Genomic DNA, 26,576 nt, shown 5'->3' with positions numbered 1-26,576 from the left:
GATATGCTGCTCTAGCCAGACTTTTAGCGGCTGGTCATCGGCAAATCCCTTCAGCAGCGTCATTGCTGCATGCCCGTGGCTATTCACAAGCCCGGGAAATAGCAGATGTTCGGGTAGATCATAATGATTAATAGGCTGGTAGCGCTGAGCCGCAGCGGCGCTGGTGCAAATGTCGATAATCGCGCCGTCATGGACTGCGATAGCACAAGCTTCCAATAGCTTGCCCTGCGGAACGACAGGTGCAATCCACCGAGGCTGAATCAAACAATCTATGGTCTTCATTGAATTTGAAAGCTCCAACGGTCTTGAATGGTTAAAAAGTGATCCATTCGGAGTAAAAAACGTGCAAATTTCAGCGCTTAATGGCCTTTTACCGAGCAGTATAACGTCGAACTGATGCCGGAAGCAGAGGGCGTGCCTATGTTATTGAAAATATGGTAATATCCGGCGCCTATAACTACCTCTTCGCGGGTCTTTCAAGACTGAGCTGAGGCAGCCTAGCCAGATATGATTGTGGGGTTTTTACCTCGGGTTAAAACAACAAAAAGGAAAGCTGTATTCCATGGGTGAATTAGCCAAAGAAATTTTACCTGTCAACATCGAAGACGAGTTGAAGCAATCTTATTTAGATTACGCCATGAGTGTAATCGTCGGGCGGGCCTTACCCGATGTCAGAGACGGCCTTAAACCCGTTCATCGGCGCGTACTTTTCGCCATGAGCGAACTGAATAATGATTGGAATAAAGCCTACAAAAAATCCGCCCGTGTTGTCGGCGACGTGATTGGTAAATACCACCCGCATGGCGATTCTGCTGTGTACGACACCATCGTGCGCATGGCCCAGCCCTTTAGCCTGCGCTACATGTTAGTGGACGGGCAAGGTAACTTCGGTTCCGTCGATGGCGATTCCGCGGCGGCGATGCGTTATACCGAAATTCGCATGGCCAAAATTGCCCATGATCTACTTGCCGATTTAGATAAAGAAACGGTCGATTATGTGCCCAACTATGACGGCACAGAATTAATACCAGCGGTATTGCCAACGCGCATTCCCAATTTGCTGGTGAATGGTTCGTCCGGTATTGCAGTAGGTATGGCGACTAACATCCCGCCTCATAACCTAACCGAGGTTGTGAAGGGTTGTTTAGCGCTGATTGATAACGAAGATATTACCGTTGATGAGCTGATGGAATATATCCCCGGCCCTGATTTTCCAACGGCGGGTATTATCAACGGCCGGGCTGGCATTATCGAAGCCTACCGCACTGGCCGCGGTCGCATTTATATTCGCTCTCGCGCTGTGGTCGAAGTTGACCCAAAAAATAATCGCGAGCGTATCGTCATTTCTGAAATCCCTTATCAGGTTAACAAGGCGCGTCTGATCGAAAAAATCGCTGAACTGGTAAAAGACAAAAAAATTGAAGGCATCAGTGAGCTGCGCGATGAGTCCGATAAAGACGGCTTGCGTGTTGTTATTGAGCTGAAACGTGGCGAAGTTGGCGAGGTTATCCTCAACAATCTTTATGCCCAAACGCAACTGGAGAATGTATTTGGTATTAACGTCGTCGCCCTAGTGGATGGCCAGCCAAAAATATTGAACCTGAAAGAAATGCTGTCGCATTTCGTGCGCCACAGGCGAGAAGTGGTTACTCGGCGTACCGTGTACCTGCTGCGCAAAGCGCGCGAGCGCGGTCATCTGCTGGAAGGTTTAGCGGTTGCCATCGCCAACATCGACGTGGTGATTGAACTCATCAAATCCTCTGCTACGCCAGCGGATGCGAAAGAAGCATTACTCTCCCGTGGTTGGGAGTCTGGCAATATTAGCCAATTCTTGGAGCGTGCCGGCAGTGATGCCTGCCGGCCAGATGGCTTGCCGGAGCAATTCGGCATGCGAGAAAACAAGTATTATTTGTCGCCCGAGCAGGCTCAGGCAATTTTAGAATTGCGCCTGCATCGCTTAACGGGCATGGAGCACGATAAATTACTGGCCGAGTACCAAGAAAGACTAGAGCAAATAGCGGGCTACCTCGAAATCCTAGGCTCTTCAGACGTGTTAATGTCGGTTATTCGCGCCGAACTTGAGCAAGTCATCGTTGATTTTGGCGACGAACGTCGCTCGGAAATTGTGACATCACGTCGCGACTTGACCATCGAAGATTTAATCACTGAAGAAGATCGCGTGGTTACCATTTCGCACGGTGGTTATGCTAAGAGCCAACCATTGAGTGATTACCAGGCACAAAAACGTGGTGGTCAGGGGCGCTCAGCGACAGCCGTTAAAGATGAAGACTTTGTTGAGCATTTGCTGATCGCGAGTACCCATGCGACAGTTTTGTTGTTTACCAATGCCGGTAAAGTTTATTGGTTGAAGGTGTTCCAAATTCCGCTCGCTGGCCGCCAAGCGCGCGGTCGACCAGTGGTGAATTTACTGCCGCTGGAAGAGGGCGAGCGCATTACCTCTATCCTGCCGGTACAGGAATACGATGACGATCATTACATCTTTATGGCCACTGCCAATGGCACCGTTAAGAAAACCGTATTGTCACAGTTCGCTCGTCCGCGTAGCGTAGGTTTGCGTGCTATCGAACTAGATGAAGGCGATCAACTTGTGGAAACCGCCATCACCGATGGTAATTGCGACATTTTACTGCTCGCCAGCAGTGGTAAGGCCGCTCGCTTTAAAGAGTCGGATGTGCGCGCCATGGGCCGGACCTCTAGAGGTGTGCGCGGCATTCGCTTGCACGAAGGTCAGACGGTGGTAGGCATGATTGTGCCGCAAGAAGATGGTTACGTACTGACTGTTAGTGAAAATGGTTACGGAAAACGCACAGAAGTTGCAGAATTCCCAACCAAGGGTCGCGGCACTCAGGGCGTCATCGCCATGTCCACCAGTGACCGAAATGGCGAGCTAGTGGGTGCGGTGCAAGTACTGGCCGGCGAAGAAATCATGTTGATTTCTGATCAGGGCACTATGGTGCGCACCCGCGTTGATGAAGTATCCGTGCTAAGCCGAAACACCCAAGGCGTCCGTCTGATTAAAGTTAAAGATGGCGAGCAATTGGTGGGTGTCGAGCGCATTGAAGAGTCTGAAGAGGACGAATTAGAGGATCAGGGTGAGGATTAGCCCCACCTGATTTATGAAAGAGAATTCAAATGAGCACAGACGAAAAGCCAAGTGATAAAACGCCCCTAGAGCCGTTAGTCGCCTTGAGAAATCGCATTGATTCTATCGACGCCCAAATTGGTGAGCTAATCAGTGAGCGCGCGCGCTGCGCGCAATCCGTAGCCGAGGTTAAAAAGGCGTCTGGTGAGCCCCAGGTAACTTACTACCGCCCTGAGCGCGAAGCACAAGTATTGCGCAAAGCCATGGAGCGCAACACCGGCCCTTTGGGCGACGAAGAAATGGCGCGACTATTTCGCGAAATTATGTCTGCCTGCCTGGCTTTAGAAGAACCCATAAAGGTCGCGTTCTTGGGCCCCGAGGGCACTTTTACCCAGCAAGCGTCACTCAAGCATTTCGGCAGTAGCGCTGTTACTCGGCCTATGTCGGTCATTGATGAAGTTTTTAGAGAGGTGGAAGCCGGCGCGGTAAATTATGGCGTCGTACCTGTCGAGAATTCGACCGAAGGTGTAGTCACCCATACACTCGATAACTTTATCGGCTCTAACCTAAAGATCTGTGGCGAGGTTGAGTTGCGTATCCATCATCATTTAATGGTGTCAGATGTTACGCATACAGAAGCCATTACTCGGATTTACTCCCATTCACAATCGCTGGCGCAGTGTCGCAAGTGGTTAGATGCGCATTATCCAAAAGCTGAGCGCATTGCCGTTAACTCCAACGCCGAGGCTGCAAAGCGTATAAAAGGTGAGTGGAATGCCGCCGCTATTGCCGGCGAAATGGCGGCACAATTGTACGGGCTAAAAATTCTATCGGAAAAAATAGAAGATGAACCGGATAATTCGACGCGCTTTTTAATTATCGGCACCGAGCAGGTGCCACCCAGCGGAGAAGATAAAACATCCATCGTCGCCTCGGTTAAGAATTCGCCTGGCGCGCTGCATGAATTACTCGAACCTTTTCAACGCCACAAAGTTGACCTCACTCGGGTGGAAACTCGGCCCTCGCGCTCGGGGGCATGGACCTACGTGTTTTTCATCGACTTCAAAGGTCACATTGAAAACGAAAGGGTAAAGCTGGCTTTGGCGGATGTAGCGGAGCGCGTGTCAGATTTGAAGATTTTGGGCTCTTACCCCAAGGGCGTGCTTTAAGTGGCAAATAGTTTTTTAGTTTGGCACGAGCACAGTGTTAATCAAAAAATGCACGCCATTCAAAAAGGGCAGCGCCCATGTGTGATTTGGTTTACTGGCTTAAGCGGCTCGGGCAAGTCCACCCTAGCTAATGCGCTTGAGTTGGCTCTGCTTGCTCGGAATAAGCATAGCTATTTGCTGGATGGCGACAATGTGCGCTTGGGGTTAACCTCCGATCTCGGTTTTTCCGATGCCGACCGCATTGAGAATATTCGTCGTATCGGCGAAGTCTCGCGTCTGATGGTCGACGCCGGTTTGATAGTGATTAGCGCGTTTATTTCGCCTTTTTCCGATGAAAGGGCTATCGCCAAATCATTGTTACCGAAGAGCCAGTTTTTCGAAATATTTATTGATGCGCCATTGTCTGTGTGTGAGCAGCGCGATCCTAAGGGGCTTTACAAAAAAGCCAGAGCTGGGGAAATAACACAATTTACAGGGATTGATTCAGCCTATGAAGTTCCCGAGACGCCCGATTGCGTGATAAGAACGGCCGAAACTAGCGTGACTTCCTGTGTTGATAAAATTATCGGTTTTTTAGAGGGCCAAGGTGTACTAGCGCCGCCGAAGGATACGGATTAATGTTTGAGCAAAAACCGGCGCCCATTATTGGGCGTTTAGTCGTTATAGGGGTTGGCTTAATTGGTGCTAGCTTGGCGTCCGCACTCAAAAAGCGCTCCGCTTGCACCTCGGTGATTGGTGTTGCTCGTCGGCAAGCGACAATAGATGAAGCCATTAAGGCCGGTATCATCGATGCTGGCGCCCTTGGTTTGAAGGATGTGGCGCAAGAGCTTGTTAAGGGTGACGTGGTTTTTATTGCGGTGCCAACCCTGAGTGTCGAGAGTGTATTAAGTGAGTGTAAGGAATATTTACACCCTGATGTCACCATCACCGATGGCGCGTCAGTTAAAGGCAGTGTTATTGCCGCGGCGAAGCAGGTTTACGGTGAGGTTCCGCCTCAGCTGATTCCAGGGCACCCTATTGCTGGGTCAGAAAAGAGTGGGGTTGGCGCTGCTAACCCGGGGCTGTATGAAGATCATCGCATTATCCTAACGCCCCTGCAGAATGCTGGCGCCAGCCACCTGAACCTCGTTGATAGTATGTGGAAAGCTGTCGGGGGTGAAGTCATACACATGCCTGTTGACGTGCATGATGATGTATTAGCGATGACTAGCCATCTACCCCACGCTATCGCCTTTTCACTGGTTGATACGCTGGCACACGATGCCGATAACGAAAATATTTTTAAATACGCGGCAGGCGGTTTTCGCGATTTCACGCGAATTGCCTCTAGCGACCCCGTTATGTGGCACGACATCATGCGCGCCAACCAATCCAGCGTGCTGAATGCCATCGACCTATTTGCGGCAAACCTTGCAAGGTTGAGATCTGCAGTAGCGGAAGATGACAGTGAATACCTGTTAGGTGTGTTTACGCGCGCAAAAGAAGCAAGAGATCAATTTACTCGATTATTAACTAAGCAGGCGTTTGTTCCTAAAATGCAATCATCAAATATTGAATACATCATGCAACCCGGCGGCCAAGTAAAAGGCTCAATTCGCGTACCTGGTGACAAATCTATCTCCCATCGCTCAATCATGCTCGGCTCTTTGGCCGAGGGTGTAACCGAAGTCGAAGGCTTTTTAGAAGGTGAAGACGCTCTCGCTACCTTGCAAGCTTTTCGCGACATGGGTGTTGTTATTGAGGGGCCGGTAAACGGCAGAGTTAAAATTCACGGCGTAGGTCTGCATGGTTTAAAGAAACCTGCTGGGCCATTATATGTCGGTAATTCAGGCACCTCTATGCGATTACTGGCAGGCATTTTAAGTGGCCAGCCTTTTGATTCAGTGCTCACCGGTGATGAGTCCTTATCTAAGCGCCCGATGAATCGTGTGGTAAATCCACTTAAAGCGATGGGTGCACAAATATCAGCTGAAGGTGAAAAAGGTTTGCCGCCGGTGGTGATAAAAGGTGGCGCGCCATTAAAAGCCATGGACTACACGCTGCCCATGGCCAGTGCACAGGTTAAATCTTGTGTGCTATTAGCGGGCCTTTATGCAGCAGGCGAAACCAAAGTGACTGAGCCAGCCCCCACGCGTGGGGGCGGGGGCTGGCTCAGTCACTTTGGTTTCGCCTGCTGCATAAAGGCCCGCTAATAGCACACAAGATTTAACCTGTGCACTGGCCATGGGCAGCGTGTAGTCCATGGCTTTTAATGGCGCGCCACCTTTTATCACCACCGGCGGCAAACCTTTTTCACCTTCAGCTGATATTTGTGCACCCATCGCTTTAAGTGGATTTACCACACGATTCATCGGGCGCTTAGATAAGGACTCATCACCGGTGAGCACTGAATCAAAAGGCTGGCCACTTAAAATGCCTGCCAGTAATCGCATAGAGGTGCCTGAATTACCGACATATAATGGCCCAGCAGGTTTCTTTAAACCATGCAGACCTACGCCGTGAATTTTAACTCTGCCGTTTACCGGCCCCTCAATAACAACACCCATGTCGCGAAAAGCTTGCAAGGTAGCGAGAGCGTCTTCACCTTCTAAAAAGCCTTCGACTTCGGTTACACCCTCGGCCAAAGAGCCGAGCATGATTGAGCGATGGGAGATAGATTTGTCACCAGGTACGCGAATTGAGCCTTTTACTTGGCCGCCGGGTTGCATGATGTATTCAATATTTGATGATTGCATTTTAGGAACAAACGCCTGCTTAGTTAATAATCGAGTAAATTGATCTCTTGCTTCTTTTGCGCGCGTAAACACACCTAACAGGTATTCACTGTCATCTTCCGCTACTGCAGATCTCAACCTTGCAAGGTTTGCCGCAAATAGGTCGATGGCATTCAGCACGCTGGATTGGTTGGCGCGCATGATGTCGTGCCACATAACGGGGTCGCTAGAGGCAATTCGCGTGAAATCGCGAAAACCGCCTGCCGCGTATTTAAAAATATTTTCGTTATCGGCATCGTGTGCCAGCGTATCAACCAGTGAAAAGGCGATAGCGTGGGGTAGATGGCTAGTCATCGCTAATACATCATCATGCACGTCAACAGGCATGTGTATGACTTCACCCCCGACAGCTTTCCACATACTATCAACGAGGTTCAGGTGGCTGGCGCCAGCATTCTGCAGGGGCGTTAGGATAATGCGATGATCTTCATACAGCCCCGGGTTAGCAGCGCCAACCCCACTCTTTTCTGACCCAGCAATAGGGTGCCCTGGAATCAGCTGAGGCGGAACCTCACCGTAAACCTGCTTCGCCGCGGCAATAACACTGCCTTTAACTGACGCGCCATCGGTGATGGTGACATCAGGGTGTAAATATTCCTTACACTCACTTAATACACTCTCGACACTCAGGGTTGGCACCGCAATAAAAACCACGTCACCCTTAACAAGCTCTTGCGCCACATCCTTCAAACCAAGGGCGCCAGCATCGATGATACCGGCCTTAATGGCTTCATCTATTGTCGCTTGCCGACGAGCAACACCAATCACCGAGGTGCAAGCGGAGCGCTTTTTGAGTGCGGACGCCAAGCTAGCACCAATTAAGCCAACCCCTATAACGACTAAACGCCCAATAATGGGCGCCGGTTTTTGCTCAAACATTAATCCGTATCCTTCGGCGGCGCTAGTACACCTTGGCCCTCTAAAAAACCGATAATTTTATCAACACAGGAAGTCACGCTAGTTTCGGCCGTTCTTATCACGCAATCGGGCGTCTCGGGAACTTCATAGGCTGAATCAATCCCTGTAAATTGTGTTATTTCCCCAGCTCTGGCTTTTTTGTAAAGCCCCTTAGGATCGCGCTGCTCACACACAGACAATGGCGCATCAATAAATATTTCGAAAAACTGGCTCTTCGGTAACAATGATTTGGCGATAGCCCTTTCATCGGAAAAAGGCGAAATAAACGCGCTAATCACTATCAAACCGGCGTCGACCATCAGACGCGAGACTTCGCCGATACGACGAATATTCTCAATGCGGTCGGCATCGGAAAAACCGAGATCGGAGGTTAACCCCAAGCGCACATTGTCGCCATCCAGCAAATAGCTATGCTTATTCCGAGCAAGCAGAGCCAACTCAAGCGCATTAGCTAGGGTGGACTTGCCCGAGCCGCTTAAGCCAGTAAACCAAATCACACATGGGCGCTGCCCTTTTTGAATGGCGTGCATTTTTTGATTAACACTGTGCTCGTGCCAAACTAAAAAACTATTTGCCACTTAAAGCACGCCCTTGGGGTAAGAGCCCAAAATCTTCAAATCTGACACGCGCTCCGCTACATCCGCCAAAGCCAGCTTTACCCTTTCGTTTTCAATGTGACCTTTGAAGTCGATGAAAAACACGTAGGTCCATGCCCCCGAGCGCGAGGGCCGAGTTTCCACCCGAGTGAGGTCAACTTTGTGGCGTTGAAAAGGTTCGAGTAATTCATGCAGCGCGCCAGGCGAATTCTTAACCGAGGCGACGATGGATGTTTTATCTTCTCCGCTGGGTGGCACCTGCTCGGTGCCGATAATTAAAAAGCGCGTCGAATTATCCGGTTCATCTTCTATTTTTTCCGATAGAATTTTTAGCCCGTACAATTGTGCCGCCATTTCGCCGGCAATAGCGGCGGCATTCCACTCACCTTTTATACGCTTTGCAGCCTCGGCGTTGGAGTTAACGGCAATGCGCTCAGCTTTTGGATAATGCGCATCTAACCACTTGCGACACTGCGCCAGCGATTGTGAATGGGAGTAAATCCGAGTAATGGCTTCTGTATGCGTAACATCTGACACCATTAAATGATGATGGATACGCAACTCAACCTCGCCACAGATCTTTAGGTTAGAGCCGATAAAGTTATCGAGTGTATGGGTGACTACACCTTCGGTCGAATTCTCGACAGGTACGACGCCATAATTTACCGCGCCGGCTTCCACCTCTCTAAAAACTTCATCAATGACCGACATAGGCCGAGTAACAGCGCTACTGCCGAAATGCTTGAGTGACGCTTGCTGGGTAAAAGTGCCCTCGGGGCCCAAGAACGCGACCTTTATGGGTTCTTCTAAAGCCAGGCAGGCAGACATAATTTCGCGAAATAGTCGCGCCATTTCTTCGTCGCCCAAAGGGCCGGTGTTGCGCTCCATGGCTTTGCGCAATACTTGTGCTTCGCGCTCAGGGCGGTAGTAAGTTACCTGGGGCTCACCAGACGCCTTTTTAACCTCGGCTACGGATTGCGCGCAGCGCGCGCGCTCACTGATTAGCTCACCAATTTGGGCGTCGATAGAATCAATGCGATTTCTCAAGGCGACTAACGGCTCTAGGGGCGTTTTATCACTTGGCTTTTCGTCTGTGCTCATTTGAATTCTCTTTCATAAATCAGGTGGGGCTAATCCTCACCCTGATCCTCTAATTCGTCCTCTTCAGACTCTTCAATGCGCTCGACACCCACCAATTGCTCGCCATCTTTAACTTTAATCAGACGGACGCCTTGGGTGTTTCGGCTTAGCACGGATACTTCATCAACGCGGGTGCGCACCATAGTGCCCTGATCAGAAATCAACATGATTTCTTCGCCGGCCAGTACTTGCACCGCACCCACTAGCTCGCCATTTCGGTCACTGGTGGACATGGCGATGACGCCCTGAGTGCCGCGACCCTTGGTTGGGAATTCTGCAACTTCTGTGCGTTTTCCGTAACCATTTTCACTAACAGTCAGTACGTAACCATCTTCTTGCGGCACAATCATGCCTACCACCGTCTGACCTTCGTGCAAGCGAATGCCGCGCACACCTCTAGAGGTCCGGCCCATGGCGCGCACATCCGACTCTTTAAAGCGAGCGGCCTTACCACTGCTGGCGAGCAGTAAAATGTCGCAATTACCATCGGTGATGGCGGTTTCCACAAGTTGATCGCCTTCATCTAGTTCGATAGCACGCAAACCTACGCTACGCGGACGAGCGAACTGTGACAATACGGTTTTCTTAACGGTGCCATTGGCAGTGGCCATAAAGATGTAATGATCGTCATCGTATTCCTGTACCGGCAGGATAGAGGTAATGCGCTCGCCCTCTTCCAGCGGCAGTAAATTCACCACTGGTCGACCGCGCGCTTGGCGGCCAGCGAGCGGAATTTGGAACACCTTCAACCAATAAACTTTACCGGCATTGGTAAACAACAAAACTGTCGCATGGGTACTCGCGATCAGCAAATGCTCAACAAAGTCTTCATCTTTAACGGCTGTCGCTGAGCGCCCCTGACCACCACGTTTTTGTGCCTGGTAATCACTCAATGGTTGGCTCTTAGCATAACCACCGTGCGAAATGGTAACCACGCGATCTTCTTCAGTGATTAAATCTTCGATGGTCAAGTCGCGACGTGATGTCACAATTTCCGAGCGACGTTCGTCGCCAAAATCAACGATGACTTGCTCAAGTTCGGCGCGAATAACCGACATTAACACGTCTGAAGAGCCTAGGATTTCGAGGTAGCCCGCTATTTGCTCTAGTCTTTCTTGGTACTCGGCCAGTAATTTATCGTGCTCCATGCCCGTTAAGCGATGCAGGCGCAATTCTAAAATTGCCTGAGCCTGCTCGGGCGACAAATAATACTTGTTTTCTCGCATGCCGAATTGCTCCGGCAAGCCATCTGGCCGGCAGGCATCACTGCCGGCACGCTCCAAGAATTGGCTAATATTGCCAGACTCCCAACCACGGGAGAGTAATGCTTCTTTCGCATCCGCTGGCGTAGCAGAGGATTTGATGAGTTCAATCACCACGTCGATGTTGGCGATGGCAACCGCTAAACCTTCCAGCAGATGACCGCGCTCGCGCGCTTTGCGCAGCAGGTACACGGTACGCCGAGTAACCACTTCTCGCCTGTGGCGCACGAAATGCGACAGCATTTCTTTCAGGTTCAATATTTTTGGCTGGCCATCCACTAGGGCGACGACGTTAATACCAAATACATTCTCCAGTTGCGTTTGGGCATAAAGATTGTTGAGGATAACCTCGCCAACTTCGCCACGTTTCAGCTCAATAACAACACGCAAGCCGTCTTTATCGGACTCATCGCGCAGCTCACTGATGCCTTCAATTTTTTTGTCTTTTACCAGTTCAGCGATTTTTTCGATCAGACGCGCCTTGTTAACCTGATAAGGGATTTCAGAAATGACGATACGCTCGCGATTATTTTTTGGGTCAACTTCGACCACAGCGCGAGAGCGAATATAAATGCGACCGCGGCCAGTGCGGTAGGCTTCGATAATGCCAGCCCGGCCGTTGATAATACCCGCCGTTGGAAAATCAGGGCCGGGGATATATTCCATCAGCTCATCAACGGTAATATCTTCGTTATCAATCAGCGCTAAACAACCCTTCACAACCTCGGTTAGGTTATGAGGCGGGATGTTAGTCGCCATACCTACTGCAATACCGGACGAACCATTCACCAGCAAATTGGGAATGCGCGTTGGCAATACCGCTGGTATTAATTCTGTGCCGTCATAGTTGGGCACATAATCGACCGTTTCTTTATCTAAATCGGCAAGTAGATCATGGGCAATTTTGGCCATGCGAATTTCGGTATAACGCATCGCCGCCGCGGAATCGCCATCGACGGAACCGAAGTTACCTTGCCCGTCCACTAACATGTAGCGCAGGCTAAAGGGCTGGGCCATGCGCACGATGGTGTCGTACACAGCAGAATCGCCATGCGGGTGGTATTTACCAATCACGTCGCCGACAACACGGGCGGATTTTTTGTAGGCTTTATTCCAATCATTATTCAGTTCGCTCATGGCGAAAAGTACGCGCCGATGAACGGGTTTAAGGCCGTCTCTGACATCGGGTAAGGCCCGCCCGACGATTACACTCATGGCGTAATCTAAATAAGATTGCTTCAACTCGTCTTCGATGTTGACAGGTAAAATTTCTTTGGCTAATTCACCCATGGAATACAGCTTTCCTTTTTGTTGTTTTAACCCGAGGTAAAAACCCCACAATCATATCTGGCTAGGCTGCCTCAGCTCAGTCTTGAAAGACCCGCGAAGAGGTAGTTATAGGCGCCGGATATTACCATATTTTCAATAACATAGGCACGCCCTCTGCTTCCGGCATCAGTTCGACGTTATACTGCTCGGTAAAAGGCCATTAAGCGCTGAAATTTGCACGTTTTTTACTCCGAATGGATCACTTTTTAACCATTCAAGACCGTTGGAGCTTTCAAATTCAATGAAGACCATAGATTGTTTGATTCAGCCTCGGTGGATTGCACCTGTCGTTCCGCAGGGCAAGCTATTGGAAGCTTGTGCTATCGCAGTCCATGACGGCGCGATTATCGACATTTGCACCAGCGCCGCTGCGGCTCAGCGCTACCAGCCTATTAATCATTATGATCTACCCGAACATCTGCTATTTCCCGGGCTTGTGAATAGCCACGGGCATGCAGCAATGACGCTGCTGAAGGGATTTGCCGATGACCAGCCGCTAAAAGTCTGGCTAGAGCAGCATATCTGGCCTGCTGAGGCACAACATGTTTGCTTCGATTTTGTCAGTCAAGGTACAGAGCTTGCCATCGCTGAAATGCTGCTCTCTGGCACAACCTGCTTTTCCGATATGTATTTTTATCCGCAAGCCGCTGCCAAAGTGGTGCATGCTTCCGGCATTCGGGCCCAACTTTGTTTTCCCGTGTTGGATTTCCCTACGCCGGGCACGCCAAGCGTGGACCAATACTTCAGCCAGGGCTTAAAGCTTCACGATGAAATGCGCAATCATTCGAGAATAACCATCGCCTTTGGTCCGCACGCTCCCTATACAGTGTCTGATGAACACCTAGAGCGCGTAGCGACCCTCGCGTCAGAATTAGACCTTTGTATTCAAATTCACTTGCACGAAACGGCCGAAGAGGTGGAGACCAGCCTAGCTAAATATGGCATGAGACCCATAGAGCGCTTAGCCAAGCTAGGCATTTTGGGGCCCAAAACCCAATGCGTACATATGACTCAAGTCGATGCAGTGGATTTGCAATTACTCGCCGATCATCAATGCCATGTGATCCATTGCCCCGAAAGCAATATGAAATTAGCCAGCGGTATATGCCCTGCCGATAACATTCAAAGGGCAGGCATCAATATCGCGCTCGGAACAGACGGCGCTGCGAGCAACAACGATCTTAATATGATCGGCGAGATGAAAACGGCAGCTCTGCTAGGCAAAGTGGCCGCGGAGCGCGCCGACGTGCTGTCAGCTCACGACGTATTAACCATGGCAACCCTTAATGGCGCTAAGGCATTAGGTTTAGAGGATAAGATCGGCAGTATTGAGGTTGGCAAGCGCGCAGATTTTGCTGTGCTTAAAATAGATGGCCTCAGTACGCCAGTCTATGACCCTATTTCCCAGCTGGTCTACACCGACTGCGCGCATAATATTAGCCACGTATGGGTGGACGGTCGGCTATTGGTAGAAAATAGACGGCTCACCAGCCTTGATCAGGATGGCATTATTAAAAACACACAAGATTGGCAGACTAAAATCGCCAATTAACTCTTGAAAGAATAATCTACAAGCCCGCGGGACTTGGTAACAATTTTATGAACACAAATGTAGATAGTACAGAAGTCGCAAAATTTGAAGCGCTAGCAGCCCGCTGGTGGGACCCGACGAGCGAATTTAAACCCTTGCACGATATAAACCCACTCAGGGCAAATTATATTGATCTTAAGTCAAAGGTTGCCGGGAAAAAATTACTCGATGTAGGATGTGGTGGCGGCTTGCTTTGCGAAGCTATGGCACACCGAGGTGCACTGGTCACCGGCATTGATATGGGGGATGCACCGCTCAAAATCGCACGGCTACACGCCCTTGAGTCTGAATTAAGTATTCATTACACCCAAACAACAGCCGAAGAATTTGCCCAGGAGCATGAACAACAGTTTGATGTTGTCACTTGTCTCGAAATGTTAGAGCATGTACCAGACCCTAGTTCGGTCATCGCAGCCTGCGCGGCCATGACAAAACCCGGTGGACACTTATTTTTTTCTACCTTAAACCGAAATTTAAAAAGTTACGCCTTTGCAATATTAGGCGCTGAATATATTTTACAACTGTTGCCAAAAGGCACCCATGACTATAAGAAATTTATTCGCCCCTCTGAATTAGCTCAATGGATGCGAGCCGCTAACATTGAAACGCAAAACATGGTTGGCCTCGCTTACAACCCAATAACTAAAAAATATAAATTAGACCCTAACGATGTGTCTGTAAATTACATCGTGCATGCAGTAAAGCCTCATGGCTAATAACGTTATTTTATTTGATCTCGATGGTACCCTCGTCGATACAGCACCTGATTTTGAAGCAACGATAAACGCTGTTCGCGCGAGCCTGAACATGTCGGCACTTGCCTTAAGTGAAATTTTGCCTATGATCAACCATGGTGCCGTAGCCATGACACAGCTTGCATTTTCAGTCCGTGAGATAGACGAAGATTTCAATGACTTAAAACAGAAATTTCTCGATCAATACACACACAACATCGGCAAACATAGCCGGGTATATACAGGGCTGCACGAGCTGTTAGCTCGGTTTGAGCACGAAAGGCAGCCTTGGGGTATTGCCACCAACAAACCGCGCAAATACGCCGAAAGGTATCTAGGCTTTCTGCCCGCGCAGCCAACACTGTTAATTTGCGGCGATGATGTTGAAAAGCCAAAGCCAGATCCCATGATGCTGTATAAAGCAGCAGAAATGCTCAGTTTGCCACCGAGCAAAGTGGGGTATGTAGGCGATCACGAGCGCGATATTATCGCGGCAAAGGCTGCCGGCATGTTTAGCATAGCCGCTAGCTACGGCTACATGTGTCAAAACGAATGCGCATCACACTGGCAAGCGGATATAATTGCCAAAAGCTCTAAAGAGCTAGCGGAATTTATTTATAGCTACACTGGAATATCCAAGCGGTTTTAGGACAAAGCTCTATGAACATCAATGAATATCAAGCCCCCGATCAACTGCTGAAAGATAAAATCATTCTTGTTACCGGTGCGGGTAGTGGCATAGGGAAAACCGCGGCCTTAACCTTCGCGCGCTACGGTGCCACCGTTGTTCTATTGGGGCGGACAATTTCTAAACTTGAGAAAATCTATGATTTGATCGTGTCGGAAGCCTTGCCAGAGCCCGCGATTTACCCCATCAATTTCGAAGGTGCGAGCGAGAAAGATTACAACGACATGTGCGATCGCTTAAATGAGGAGTTTGGGCTAATCGACGGCATTCTTTACAATGCGGCAGATTTGGGCGACAGAACCCCCATCGAAAATTACGCCATAGATGTGTGGATGCGTCTGTTCCAAGTAAATGTACACAGCCCATTTATGATGACCAAGGCCCTGCTCCCTCTGTTGCGAAAATCAGAGGCTGCTAGCGTATTATTTACGGGCTCTAGCGTTGGCTACAAAGGTCGAGCCTATTGGGGAGCCTACGCCGCCAGCAAAGCTGCAGCCGAGAATTTAATGCAAACCCTCGCTGACGAGGAAGATGGCACCAGCAAAGTGCGCATTAATAGTATTAACCCGGGTGGTACACGCACACCTATGCGCGCTAAAGCCTACCCTGCCGAAAATCCAAGCTCCGTTAAAACGCCCGACGCACTCATGCCGAGTTACTTGTATTTTATGGGTAAAGATTCGGCAGGGGTTAGTGGTAAGCAATTCAACACAACGGAGTTTAGAGAAGCGTAAAGCTCGGCCGATCGAACTCAGTATTACTCAGGGCTAGCGCCTTCGGCCGGCTGCGCACCTGATGCCTCCTGATTAGAAGCGCCGGTATCTTTCTCTGCTTCAGCGGCTGCATCATTAGCCGGCAAACTAACGCCCGTTTCAGACACTGGTGGCCTAGGAGTGATATCGCTATGGGCCACGACTATATTATTCTTCAAAATAACAGAGTGAACCTTTTCCTTCCTGTCAGTTTTTTGCCGCTGATAAAAAAGAAACACCGCCGTGTGTTTTTTAACGTGTTCTTCATAGCGGTAAGTGAATGTCTGCTGGTCGTTACTTTTTTCGATAAATGACGGCGGGCCGACATGCTGAAGTAACCACTGAGTATTGGTGACGCCAACATCGATAGAGTTCCAAACATTTTCTGGTAAGGGATGATTTTGATATAGGTAGCTATGGGTTTCACGTATATCAACTGCATGACAGGAAAACAGTAAAAAACTAAGTGTCAACAAACCTATTTTGCTCACGCTAGCTTACCGTTTCAATCGCAGGCCTTTGCAACATAGCGAGTAAATTCACCTCAGCTTGAGACATGCCGGTTGCTGCTGCAACTTGGGCAACTGATAAGCCTTGGCTCACCATGTTAGCGGCTTGCGCATACCGAGACTCGGCTTTTGGCAGGCTATATTTCAGACTTGGAACCGGAGTTTCTACAGCTTTGGACGCCTTTTTGTTGGTGCCTTTGATGACCACATTTTTTTCAATGGAGAGTAGTTTACGCCCCATACCCACTAAACCACTGTTGCTTGTATGGATAGCCCTTCTAAGGTCCTCTAAGCTTTCGCGCACCAAAACCTCTTGGCGTCTAACTTTAGCGAAGCTGCTCATAGCCAGCGCAATGGCAACCCAACTCATTGCAACAACACCCACTAGAATGACTTCAAGTGAAGAAAATTGTGTTACTAGTTGTTCCATCTGCTCGCCTCCGCTCTACACATTTTCCACATCGGCCCATTCTTCACCGGACAATAGCTTATTTAGCTCGATGAGAATTAGCAGCTCGCTGTTTTTATGGCATACACCTTGAATGAATTTTGCTGATTCGTCATTGCCAACATTGGGGGCTGTTTCAATTTCTGACTGACGTAAATACACGACCTCGGCAACACTGTCGACCAATATTCCCACTACGTGGTTGTCTGCCTCAATGATGACGATGCGAGTATTGTCATTGATTTCACCTGACTCCAAGCCAAACCTATGGCGCGTATCAATAACCGTGACCACATTACCCCTGAGATTGATAATACCCAAAACGTAAGAAGGCGCCCCAGGTACCGGTGCGATTTCTGAATAGCGCAACACCTCCTGCACCTGCATGACGTTGATACCGTAAGTCTCGCCGGCCAGCTTGAAAGTAACCCACTGCAGGATTGGGTCATCGCTAGATTTATTTTTTGCAGAGCTAGTAGCCATGTTCAAAGTTCCTCGACGAGCAGCGTCAAATTGTTAACGGCAGTCTCTTTAATATAGATTAAAGCAGCTTCTATGCCAGTACGTTGCAAATATAGCGTTCAAACACCTTTAGATTTCTTGGTGTTCTTATCTGAGCCCGCCAAAATAACCCCCATGTTAGGTATATCTATTAGCGCACACATATGCTCTTTCACGGTTCCCGCCAACCAGGGCCTCAAACCCCGCCCCTGACGCCATTTAACGTCCTCGGGGTCTAAGGTTCTGGGTTGTTGTACCGAATCAACCGCTAAACCCCAGTTTAAGCCATCAATGGAAATGACGTATTTCGCCGACGCCAAGAAGGCGGGATCGTAGCGTTCGGGCATTACGAAAAGCGCCGTATTGACCGTCTTAATTTGACCCATTGGCGTGGGTTGGAGCCCCATGAACCATTTTGCCTGTCCAAATATTGGCGTAAGCTCTTGCGTGATGGGCTGAATTTGCCCTAGCGCTATCAATGGCACTGCCAAGGTTAGCCCGTGCACCTTAAAAAGAAGCACATCAAAGCGCTCCTGGGCCCAACTTGGACGCCCATTTTCACACCAAGCAATTTCCTTAACGGGCTCTGAAGCTTCTGAGGCTTCTGGCTCTAAGACTGGACTAGTTTCAGAAAGGGCTGGCTTTGGGATGGGCTGCTCTACAGCTGTCGGTGGCGACGCCTTAGGAGCAACCGGCGCCGGAGCGTTACTCGGCTGGGGAGCCAAGGGAGCAGACCTGAGCAGCTTGGCTAATTTTTCCTTATCGAAACTGGGCGCTTCCAAATAGGAGGGCTGCACAGCTGGCGACGGCTTAGGGCTCGTTTGTACGACTGCCCGACCCACAAGCTGATCACTCTTTTGGCCCACCATCGCAAGCGCAGGTTCTGGTTCAGGCGCAGGTGTCTCCTCGTATAGGAGTTCTGCGAGATAATCGCAGACAGAGTCGGTTGGGTTGTTAATCATTACGAGACATGCTCAAGGTTTGGCGCTTTAATTGTAGAAAACCATTTTAAACATTGACGATAGGCTTCAACGCCGTGGCTTTCGGCACTAAAAATATGCGGAAATTGCCCTCCCTTACTGGCGTCGCGGAACTTAGTATCAACCGGTATGCGCCCAGGAAAAACCAACTCGCCGTAGTGATTTCTTAAGTGTCGCAAACTGGAAATTGACGCCTGAGTACGGCGATCGTACATCGTAGGCAATATGGCATACTCAATTGCCTTTGGACGCGAGCGCGACATCATCTTCAAGGTGTGAGTCATCCTCTCTAAGCCTTTAAGGGCCAGAAATTCCGTTTGAACCGGAATTAGCAGTTTGTCACAAGCCGCTAGAGCATTAACGAGCAATATTCCGAGCAATGGCGGACTATCAATAATTGCAATATCAATAGTGGATGAAATCAACCCAAGCGCTTTACCTAGCACTAAACCTAAGCCATCTTTACCAATGGCCTGACGCTCAAGGGTCGCGAGAGCCGTTGACGAGGGCATCATGGAAACTAAAGGCATAGGCGTTGGAAGCAGCAGTGACTCAACGAATTCTTTGCTTAGTTTATCCTTGAATTGAAATAAACTGTAGGAGCCTAGCTCTTGATGATCGGGGTCTTTGCCAAAATAACTGGAAAGCGAACCGTGAGGGTCAATATCAATCAATAGCACGCGCTTGCCTGAGGCAGCCGCTAGGCCAGCCAAGGTAATTGCGCTAGTGGTTTTACCAACCCCACCCTTTTGATTCGCCACGGTCCAGACTTCCACCATAACCCCATTTTAAAAAAGACGTCGCCATTATATTGACGCTGTTTGACTATTCGTCAGTTTGCTCAGACACACGCGATGGATCACTGGTAAATAAAATGCCACCGCTTTCAAGTTTAATCGCCCGCAGACCATTAATCTTTGCCGGCTCACTCGGTGGTTGACTTTCGTTTACGGCTTGATTCAGCTCAGGCAGAAGATTGGGGGCCTCCCCAAACTCCTGTGCTGACTTTGCCGGCTCTGCCGCTGGCTGCTTCAATGAAGCAGGTACTTCAACGAAGGTATCAGCGTCTAAAATCGCGTTCACATCCTGGTCATCTAAAGACCGAGTGGGTCTATCGGGCTTTTCCCTCGCCACCATCAGCACAACGCGCCGGTTCTGAGCGCGCCCAGCCTCTGTAGAGTTATCGGCAATGGGCTGAAATTCTCCATAGCCAACCGCAGATAACCTTTCCGGCGCCACGCCCTTGTCAGCAAGTAATTTTACCACTGCACTGGCTCGAGCAGCAGACAACTCCCAATTGCTCGGAAAAAGACTGGTTTGAATGGGCTCGCTATCGGTGTACCCCTCCACCTGAACAGGATTTTTGCCGCTCGAGAGATGTTTAGCTATTTCCGCGAAAATCAATTTTGCGTCAGCGCTTGGCGTCGCGCTGGCCGAACTAAACAGCACATTGCTGTTTAGTCCTATTTCCAGCCAAAATTCGTTGCTGTTAATGGACACCAAATCCCTGTCAATGAGATCGGCTAACGACTCGGACAAATTTTCAGCCATGTGTGGTAGGTCAGTTTGCTTTTCAAAAGCACCCTCCCCCATCCCCTCGCCTAGTTTAGGCTTAGTGTTTTCAATAACAGAGGGGTCACTCGAAAGACTCGGCTCGCCCACCTGTATTGGATTTAGGGTTTGCGACTGGAATTTAAAGGTACTGACTAGGGTATCTGATAGAACACGGTATTTTGTTTCAGACACCTGAGAGACGGAGTACATCACCACAAAAAACGCAAATAACAGCGTAATAAAGTCAGCATAAGACACTAACCAGCGCTCGTGATTCACGGCTAAATGTGCCGATCGACGCCTTGCCATGTTAACTACGGGATGTAACCATTGAGTTTCATCTCAATGGCCTTGGGATTTTCACCTTCAGCAATTGCCACAATCGCCTCAATAATTAACTCCCGATAACGACTCTGTTCTTGAACGCACATCGCCAGCTTATTCGCGATAGGGATCAGCAACAGGTTCGCAAACGCAACACCGTATATCGTCGCGACAAATGCCACTGCGATACCCGGCCCCAGTTGCGAGGGATCGGCGAGGTTCTGCATAACCGAAATGAGCCCCATGACAGCACCTAAGATGCCAATGGTTGGAGCGTAACCACCCATACTCTCATAAAACCTTACGGCGTCGGCATCCCGCCCTTCGATGATGATTAAGTCATTTTCCAACACTCTGCGAATGTCTTCTGGCTCGCTACCGTCAACCAGTAATTGCAGCCCTTTTCTTGCGAACAAATCCTTTTCTGTTTCAGAAAGGGTTTCCAAGCCAAGTAGACCTTCTTTTCTCGCCGCCATTGCCCATTTCACACTGCGCTTTACGCCTTCACTGAAGGGTGTTGGCGGCGGCGTGATAATCCAAGGTAACAATGACAAGGAGCGGCGGATACGGTCTTTAGGGGTTTGCAGTAGCGCCGCACCGATGGTACCGCCAATAACAATTAACGCTGCCGGACCGTTGAGTAAACTATTCCAGCTGCCCCCCTCCAGCATATTACCGCCCAGCAAGGCGGCAAAGCCGATAAAAACACCAATTAAGGTTAAGAAATCCATTTTATAATTCCTTAACCAGTAGACCGCTTAATTCAGAAAGCTTTACAGTCCGGTCAGATAAACCCTCGCGTACGATTGCCTGCGGCATACCATAGATAATGCAACTTGCCTCATCTTGGGTCCAAACCGTTCCCGCCCGCGATTTTATTAATCTTGCGCCTTCTTTTCCATCGCTCCCCATACCCGTCAATACAATTGCTAACACCTGGTGACCAAAACATTTTGCAGCACTTGCGAAAGAAATATCAACGCAAGGGCGGTAATTTACACGATCATCACCGGCAATAACTTGGATGGTTTTCAAGCTCGGATCGAGCATTAGCTGGCGCCCGCCGGGGGCCAGATAAACGACGCCCGGTTTTAGTATATCGCCAGACTCCGCCTCCCTGACCGAGAGTGAGCTTTGCTTATCCAAGCGATCGGCGTAGGCTCGCGTGAAATTTTCAGGCATATGCAAAACTAAAATAATGGGCACAGTGAAGTTTTTCGGCAAGCCCTTAATAACTTCTGATATGGCTAAAGGACCTCCCGTTGAGGCGCCAATAAGTATCAGTTTTATTCTGTCTTTAAGTGGTTCGGCGGAAGGTTTTGGTTCAACAATTTTAGCTGGCGTTACAGATCTAATGGAAATGTCGGCTTTCGGCTTTGCGATGGCGATTATTTTTTGATGTAATTTGGCCTTGAGCGCCTCCGAGTTTCTTGAGACTTCGGAAAAATTTTTCGGTAGAAAATCTACCGCGCCAGCATCTAACGCGTCTAGCGTTGTCCGTGCTCCCTCGTAAGTGAGGGAGGAAAACATCAATATTGGGGTTGGACAGTCCTGCATAATAAACTTCACAGCACTTACGCCATCCATCATGGGCATTTCATAGTCCATGGTGATGACATCAGGTTTTAGCTGTTTGGCTTTTTCTATTGCTTCGCGCCCATTGGCGGCAATGCCGACAACTTGTAATTGAGGATGAGAGCCAATCATTTCCTTCAGCCGCTGCTGAAAAAAATTAGAGTCATCAACAATGAGTACCTTGATGACCATCTACCGCCCCCATAAATAATAAATTAACGTGCTATGAAAAATCCCCACAATAGTTAACTGCATGAATATTCGCCAATAATGCTGACTATCGTTTTTGACCTGCATAGCGTTTCAACATGCTTGGCACGTCCAAAATTAATGCGATGCCACCATCACCTGTGATAGTCGCGCCAGCCATACCGGGTGTGCCTTGGAGCATCTTGCCAAGCGGCTTAATCACAACCTCTTCTTGACCTATCAGTTGATCCACTACAAAGCCAACTCTTTGGGTTCCGACGTTAACAATAACCACATGTGCAGCTTTAGGCTGTTTTATATCCCGCCCACCCTTAACGAGCCAGCGCTTCAGATGAAACACGGGTACGGCTTTTTCTCTAACAGTCACACACTCTTGTCCATCAACAATGTTGATGCGAGTAAGATCCATATGAAATATTTCATTGACGCTAACCAATGGCAGCGCAAAGGTTTGATTAGCGAGCATGATCATGAGCGTGGGCATGATTGCCAATGTGAGCGGAACCTTAATGATGATTCGCGTGCCTTCATTGAGCTTAGATTGTATCTCGATAGAACCATTTAACTGGGTAATTTTTGTCTTGACCACATCCATGCCTACACCGCGGCCAGACACATCAGAAATTTCAGTTTTAGTAGAAAACCCAGGGGCAAAGATCAATGCAAAAGCTTCAACATCGGAAAGTCGCTGAGCAGCATCTTCATCGAGAATGCCTTTTTCTACCGCTTTCTCACGCAGCTTTTCAGGGTCCATACCGCCGCCATCATCGGTAATAGACAGAAGAATATGATCGCCCTCTTGCTCCGCTGCCAGAATAACTTTTCCCGTGCGCGGCTTACCTTTGCTCTCTCTTACATCGGGTAGTTCAATGCCGTGGTCGACCGAATTTCTGACCAAGTGAACAAGGGGGTCAGCCAGCGCTTCGACGAGGTTTTTATCTAGATCTGTCTCCTCACCCTGAAGCTCTAGGTTAATATCTTTCTTTAACGTGCGCGCCAAATCACGAACAACCCGGGGGAAGCGACCGAACACTTTCTTAATGGGTTGCATACGGGTTTTCATCACCGAGGTCTGCAAATCGGCGGTGACAACATCCAAATTACTCACGGCCTTAGTTAGCGCCTCGTCGTTGGTATTCAAGCCGAGCCGAACCAATCGATTTCGCACTAACACCAACTCGCCAACCATATTCATGATGTCATCGAGGCGTTGGGTGTCCACTCTAACCGTAGTTTCAGCCGCAGGGGCTGGCGTGGCATCGCGGGCGGGCGCTGGTGCTGCGGGCGTAACCGGCGCTTTAGCTGATGGTTTTGCAGGTGTTGTGGCAGCAGGCTCTGGTGTAGATTTCGCTGCGGGTTTAGCCGGTGTTGTCGCGGGTGTTGTTGCGGGTGCCGGTTTTTTCGCTGCGGCAGTTGATTTTGGAGCCTCAGCCTTTGGCGCAACAACTGGGCCCTTGCCTTTACCGTGAAGCTCGTCCAAAAGCGCTTCGAACTCGTCGTCGGTAATTAAGTCACTGGCGCCAGCGGCCGGTGCCGGAGATGGGCTTGGTTTTACGACGGCGCTAGGCCCCTTGCCCTTGCCATGCAATTGATCGAGTAAGTCATCAAATTCATCTTCGGTGATTTCGTTACTGTTTGCTGCAACGCCTTTTCCAGCATCTTTAGATGCAGGACTAGAGACCTGCGGTGCAGGTTGCTTTTTAGCTGGACCCTTACCTTGACCATGTAATTGATCTAATAACGCCTCGAATTCGTCGTCGGTAATGTCATCAGATTCTGGTTTAGCCTCTGCTTGATTTGCTTCAGGTGGATCTATCGCATCCAGTAGATCGTTAAACTCTGAATCGGTGATATCACCTTCTTTAGCAACGTCTTGCGCACTTGACGCTTGCCCTTCGACGGATGCTGGTTCGGGCTCAACCTCGGCTATCGCTGCAGGGGCGTCATTTAAGTCTTCGAGATTTACCAACCTTTCGAGCTGATGAATCAGTTCAGCACTCGCTGGCGTCAACGGCTCGCGGCTTTGCACCTCATCAAACTGTAGATTTACCGCATCCAGTGCTTGCAGTACTACATCCATAAGTTCAGATGTAACCGACCGCTTTCCAGTACGTAAAATATCAAATAAATTTTCTGTAATATGGCAGCAGTCAACCATTGCACCCAATTGCAAAAAACCAGCACCACCTTTAACCGTGTGAAATCCACGGAAGATGGCGTTCAATAAATCCTTATCGTCAGGTTGGCGCTCTAACTCTACGAGCTGTTCCGACAATTTTTCCAATATCTCCCCTGCTTCCACTAGGAAGTCTTGTAAGATATCGTCGTCATCGCCAAAGCCCATTCAGCGCTCCTTAACTAGCAAAGGTTTAAACTCAGAATCCGAGACTTGAAAGTAAGTCATCGACATCGTCCTGGCCCGAAACCACGTCACCGCGTTTATCTGCGTGAATTTGTGGCCCTTCTCCAGCAGTATCTTTACCTGCCGCAACTTGGTTATCGGCGGGCATTTGAATTCCTGTAATTTCTTCTACTTGGCCTGCCAGTCTCATTAGATCTACCAGACTGGTTTCCACATCCGAGACCAATCCAATCACTTTCTTCAACACTTGTCCGGTTAAGTCCTGGTAGCCTTGCTCCAAAATAATATCTTGAAGATTGGCATTTAAGATTCCAGCACCGGTTTCCATTTGATCCAAAAACTGATCCATACGCCTATAAAGCTCGCGAAAATCTTCCGCGCTTAATTCACGACGAATCAGTGCTTGCCATTGCAATTTAAGGGAGTTTGCTTCGCGACCTAGGTCCATGGCAATCGGCGCAGACGCTTCGACCTTATCCATGGTTTTGTCAGCTGCATCTTGAGTAAGCTTTAATACATAATTTAATCGGTCACTTGCATCGGTGAGGCTATCTGCCTCTGATACGGGTGCGTCGATATTAAAATTACGGATGGCAGTGTGTAAGCCACGAGTAAGTTTCCCAACTCTGTTAAACAGGTGCCGGTCGCGACTCTCAATAATTTGTTCGATCAGCTTGGATGCATCTTCGTAATTGTCGCCTTCCAGTTTTTCGATCAGGAGTTTGGCGCAATCACGAAGCTCTGACACAAACTCTTGGTTGCCCAGATCTTCAGATTCGTTATTCATGGCTGCCTTTGTCACTGCTTAGGGGTTATCCAACGCGCTCAAAAATTTTGTCTATCTTTTCTTTGAGTACTTGGGCAGTAAAAGGCTTGACCACATAGCCGCTCACACCAGCTTGAGCTGCCTCAATAATCTGATCTCTCTTCGCTTCGGCCGTCACCATCAATACCGGTAGCGCGGCTAAGCGCTCGTCAGCACGAACGTGTTTGAGCAGTTCAATACCTGTCATGCCAGGCATATTCCAGTCGGTGACCAAAAAATCGAAATCTCCCGATTTCAACATGGGAAGTGCCGTTGCGCCATCATCAGCCTCTTGCGTATTACTGAAGCCTAAATCACGTAAAAGGTTTTTGATGATGCGTCTCATTGTTGAAAAGTCATCAACGATAAGAATTTTCATGTTTTTGTCCAAAGCAACCTCCGTCGTACCTGCTGGACCCCATTCAACTTTCAGTCTAGTAGCTGGATGACTACTAGCCAGTTTTAGTCATTAAATCGTTCATTTTATTGCTGTTTGGTCTAATCGGTGTCTCTATGCCAACCGGAAAGCTTGGCCTTTAGCCGTGCGGCTGCCTGAGAGTGTATTTGAGAAACACGGGATTCGCTCACACCCAGAACCTGGCCTATTTCCTTTAGGTTCAATTCCTCGTCGTAGTACAGAGAAAGTACCAATTGTTCCCTTTCGGGTAGTTGGGTTATCGCCTGCGCAAGCGATTGCTTTAGCGCCTGCCGCTCAAAAGCGTCTGTGGGGGGCTCTAAGCCTATGGACGTGGGCTTCTCGTCGAGCACTGAATCGTCGTCGCCGGCAGACTCTTCGTAGCTGAAAAGCTTGCTGCTAGAGGTATCCTGCAGAATGCTTCGGTATTCATCGAGGCTGACAGAGAGCTCATCGGCGATCTCTTTTTCGCTCGCCGTACGCCCTAATCTAGCTTCTAAGTAGCGTACTGTCTCAGCCACGCGGCGGGCATTTCTGTGAACGGAACGAGGCACCCAGTCACCTTTTCGGGTCTCATCCATAATTGAGCCACGAATACGAATACCCGCATAGGTCTCGAAGCTCGCGCCTTTGGACGGGTCAAACTTCTGGGCCGCTTCTATTAATCCAATCATGCCGGCCTGAATAAGATCGTCAACCTGCACACTGGCAGGCATTTTAAGCATGAGATGGTAGGCGATACGCTTTACCAGAGACGCATAATCTTCGATTCGAATGGGATCACTGGCTTCGCGACTTGCCTGATCGTACATGGCTAACCCCTCAACTGCTGCCATC

General features: G+C 49.2%; 24 protein-coding genes and 1 pseudogene. 8 read left to right on the top strand and 17 right to left on the bottom strand.

Annotation, left to right across the window (positions count from 1 at the left end; genetic code table 11):
- A pseudogene (locus tag QWY82_RS13925) lies at positions 1-282 on the bottom strand (TRZ/ATZ family hydrolase); the annotation flags it as partial.
- 280 nt (positions 283-562) lie between these two features.
- Here QWY82_RS13925 and gyrA (QWY82_RS13920) point away from each other — a divergent pair.
- From gyrA (QWY82_RS13920) to QWY82_RS13905, 4 genes are read left to right on the top strand one after another with little or no spacing between them, the layout of a single operon-like run.
- A complete protein-coding gene (gene gyrA, locus QWY82_RS13920; protein ID WP_290263385.1) occupies positions 563-3,124 on the top strand; it encodes a DNA gyrase subunit A in 2,562 nt (853 codons plus the stop codon).
- 29 nt (positions 3,125-3,153) lie between these two features.
- A complete protein-coding gene (gene pheA / locus QWY82_RS13915; protein WP_290263387.1) occupies positions 3,154-4,272 on the top strand; it encodes a prephenate dehydratase in 1,119 nt (372 codons plus the stop codon).
- Positions 4,273-4,890 (top strand): adenylyl-sulfate kinase, encoded by a 618-nt coding sequence (gene cysC / locus QWY82_RS13910; protein ID WP_290263389.1) that lies wholly within the window; start codon positions 4,273-4,275, stop codon positions 4,888-4,890.
- The gene (locus QWY82_RS13905) at positions 4,890-6,464 is read left to right on the top strand and encodes a carboxyvinyltransferase (protein WP_290263392.1); all 1,575 of its coding nucleotides are present in this window, start codon (positions 4,890-4,892) and stop codon (positions 6,462-6,464) included. Before cysC (QWY82_RS13910) ends, QWY82_RS13905 begins: the two co-directional genes overlap by 1 nt.
- On the opposite strand, the gene QWY82_RS13900 is transcribed toward QWY82_RS13905, so the two are convergent.
- From QWY82_RS13900 to gyrA (QWY82_RS13885), 4 genes are read right to left on the bottom strand one after another with little or no spacing between them, the layout of a single operon-like run.
- Entirely contained in the window at positions 6,351-7,925 is a 1,575-nt protein-coding gene (locus tag QWY82_RS13900) for a carboxyvinyltransferase (RefSeq protein WP_290263391.1), read from the bottom strand. The genes QWY82_RS13905 and QWY82_RS13900 overlap by 114 nt on opposite strands.
- Complete coding sequence (gene cysC, locus QWY82_RS13895) at positions 7,925-8,542, bottom strand: adenylyl-sulfate kinase (RefSeq protein WP_290263389.1); 618 nt, start codon at positions 8,540-8,542, stop codon at positions 7,925-7,927. Before cysC (QWY82_RS13895) ends, QWY82_RS13900 begins: the two co-directional genes overlap by 1 nt.
- A complete protein-coding gene (gene pheA, locus QWY82_RS13890; RefSeq protein ID WP_290263387.1) occupies positions 8,543-9,661 on the bottom strand; it encodes a prephenate dehydratase in 1,119 nt (372 codons plus the stop codon).
- A gap of 29 nt (positions 9,662-9,690) precedes the next feature.
- Positions 9,691-12,252, bottom strand: coding sequence for a DNA gyrase subunit A (gyrA, locus tag QWY82_RS13885; RefSeq protein ID WP_290263385.1), 2,562 nt, complete (start codon positions 12,250-12,252; stop codon positions 9,691-9,693).
- A 280-nt stretch (positions 12,253-12,532) separates the two neighbouring features.
- On the opposite strand from gyrA (QWY82_RS13885), the gene QWY82_RS13880 reads away from it, so the two are divergent.
- From QWY82_RS13880 to QWY82_RS13865, 4 genes are read left to right on the top strand one after another with little or no spacing between them, the layout of a single operon-like run.
- Positions 12,533-13,843, top strand: coding sequence for a TRZ/ATZ family hydrolase (locus QWY82_RS13880; protein ID WP_290263383.1), 1,311 nt, complete (start codon positions 12,533-12,535; stop codon positions 13,841-13,843).
- A gap of 47 nt (positions 13,844-13,890) precedes the next feature.
- Positions 13,891-14,598, top strand: a complete 708-nt coding sequence (gene ubiG / locus QWY82_RS13875; RefSeq protein WP_290263380.1) for a bifunctional 2-polyprenyl-6-hydroxyphenol methylase/3-demethylubiquinol 3-O-methyltransferase UbiG — start codon at positions 13,891-13,893, stop codon at positions 14,596-14,598.
- Positions 14,591-15,265 (top strand): HAD family hydrolase, encoded by a 675-nt coding sequence (locus QWY82_RS13870; protein WP_290263379.1) that lies wholly within the window; start codon positions 14,591-14,593, stop codon positions 15,263-15,265. Before ubiG ends, QWY82_RS13870 begins: the two co-directional genes overlap by 8 nt.
- A gap of 11 nt (positions 15,266-15,276) precedes the next feature.
- Positions 15,277-16,038 (top strand): YciK family oxidoreductase, encoded by a 762-nt coding sequence (locus QWY82_RS13865; RefSeq protein WP_290263376.1) that lies wholly within the window; start codon positions 15,277-15,279, stop codon positions 16,036-16,038.
- A 23-nt stretch (positions 16,039-16,061) separates the two neighbouring features.
- Here the strand turns inward: QWY82_RS13865 and QWY82_RS13860 are convergent, their stop codons facing one another.
- The 12 genes from QWY82_RS13860 to QWY82_RS13805 all read right to left on the bottom strand — a co-directional run bounded on the left by QWY82_RS13860 (position 16,062) and on the right by QWY82_RS13805 (position 26,575).
- Positions 16,062-16,547, bottom strand: a complete 486-nt coding sequence (locus QWY82_RS13860; RefSeq protein WP_290263374.1) for a hypothetical protein — start codon at positions 16,545-16,547, stop codon at positions 16,062-16,064.
- A 1-nt stretch (position 16,548) separates the two neighbouring features.
- Positions 16,549-16,995, bottom strand: a complete 447-nt coding sequence (locus tag QWY82_RS13855; RefSeq protein WP_290263372.1) for a DUF2802 domain-containing protein — start codon at positions 16,993-16,995, stop codon at positions 16,549-16,551.
- 15 nt (positions 16,996-17,010) lie between these two features.
- The gene (locus QWY82_RS13850; protein WP_290263369.1) at positions 17,011-17,496 is read right to left on the bottom strand and encodes a chemotaxis protein CheW; all 486 of its coding nucleotides are present in this window, start codon (positions 17,494-17,496) and stop codon (positions 17,011-17,013) included.
- Positions 17,497-17,594: 98 nt separating this feature from the next.
- The gene (locus QWY82_RS13845) at positions 17,595-18,476 is read right to left on the bottom strand and encodes a chemotaxis protein CheW (RefSeq protein ID WP_290263367.1); all 882 of its coding nucleotides are present in this window, start codon (positions 18,474-18,476) and stop codon (positions 17,595-17,597) included.
- Positions 18,476-19,270, bottom strand: a complete 795-nt coding sequence (locus QWY82_RS13840) for a ParA family protein (protein ID WP_290263365.1) — start codon at positions 19,268-19,270, stop codon at positions 18,476-18,478. Before QWY82_RS13840 ends, QWY82_RS13845 begins: the two co-directional genes overlap by 1 nt.
- Positions 19,271-19,319: 49 nt before the next feature.
- Complete coding sequence (gene motD / locus QWY82_RS13835; RefSeq protein WP_290263364.1) at positions 19,320-20,357, bottom strand: flagellar motor protein MotD; 1,038 nt, start codon at positions 20,355-20,357, stop codon at positions 19,320-19,322.
- A gap of 5 nt (positions 20,358-20,362) precedes the next feature.
- The gene (locus tag QWY82_RS13830) at positions 20,363-21,103 is read right to left on the bottom strand and encodes a flagellar motor protein (protein ID WP_290263362.1); all 741 of its coding nucleotides are present in this window, start codon (positions 21,101-21,103) and stop codon (positions 20,363-20,365) included.
- Between the two features lies 1 nt (position 21,104).
- Entirely contained in the window at positions 21,105-22,139 is a 1,035-nt protein-coding gene (locus tag QWY82_RS13825; protein ID WP_290263360.1) for a protein-glutamate methylesterase/protein-glutamine glutaminase, read from the bottom strand.
- Between the two features lie 85 nt (positions 22,140-22,224).
- On the bottom strand, positions 22,225-24,501 hold the full coding sequence (locus QWY82_RS13820) for a chemotaxis protein CheA (RefSeq protein ID WP_290263358.1): 2,277 nt from the start codon (positions 24,499-24,501) through the stop codon (positions 22,225-22,227).
- A gap of 31 nt (positions 24,502-24,532) precedes the next feature.
- Complete coding sequence (locus QWY82_RS13815; RefSeq protein ID WP_290263356.1) at positions 24,533-25,306, bottom strand: protein phosphatase CheZ; 774 nt, start codon at positions 25,304-25,306, stop codon at positions 24,533-24,535.
- A gap of 25 nt (positions 25,307-25,331) precedes the next feature.
- Positions 25,332-25,715 carry a chemotaxis response regulator CheY gene (gene cheY, locus QWY82_RS13810; protein ID WP_290263354.1) on the bottom strand — a complete coding sequence of 128 codons (384 nt, stop codon included), beginning with the start codon at positions 25,713-25,715 and terminating at the stop codon, positions 25,332-25,334.
- A gap of 107 nt (positions 25,716-25,822) precedes the next feature.
- The gene (locus tag QWY82_RS13805) at positions 25,823-26,575 is read right to left on the bottom strand and encodes an RNA polymerase sigma factor FliA (RefSeq protein ID WP_290263352.1); all 753 of its coding nucleotides are present in this window, start codon (positions 26,573-26,575) and stop codon (positions 25,823-25,825) included.
- Position 26,576: the final 1 nt, after the last annotated feature.

It is taken from the genome of Simiduia curdlanivorans (genome assembly GCF_030409605.1).
In the GTDB taxonomy this organism is placed as follows: domain Bacteria; phylum Pseudomonadota; class Gammaproteobacteria; order Pseudomonadales; family Cellvibrionaceae; genus Simiduia; species Simiduia curdlanivorans.
This window is presented reverse-complemented; position numbering and strand designations above follow the sequence as displayed.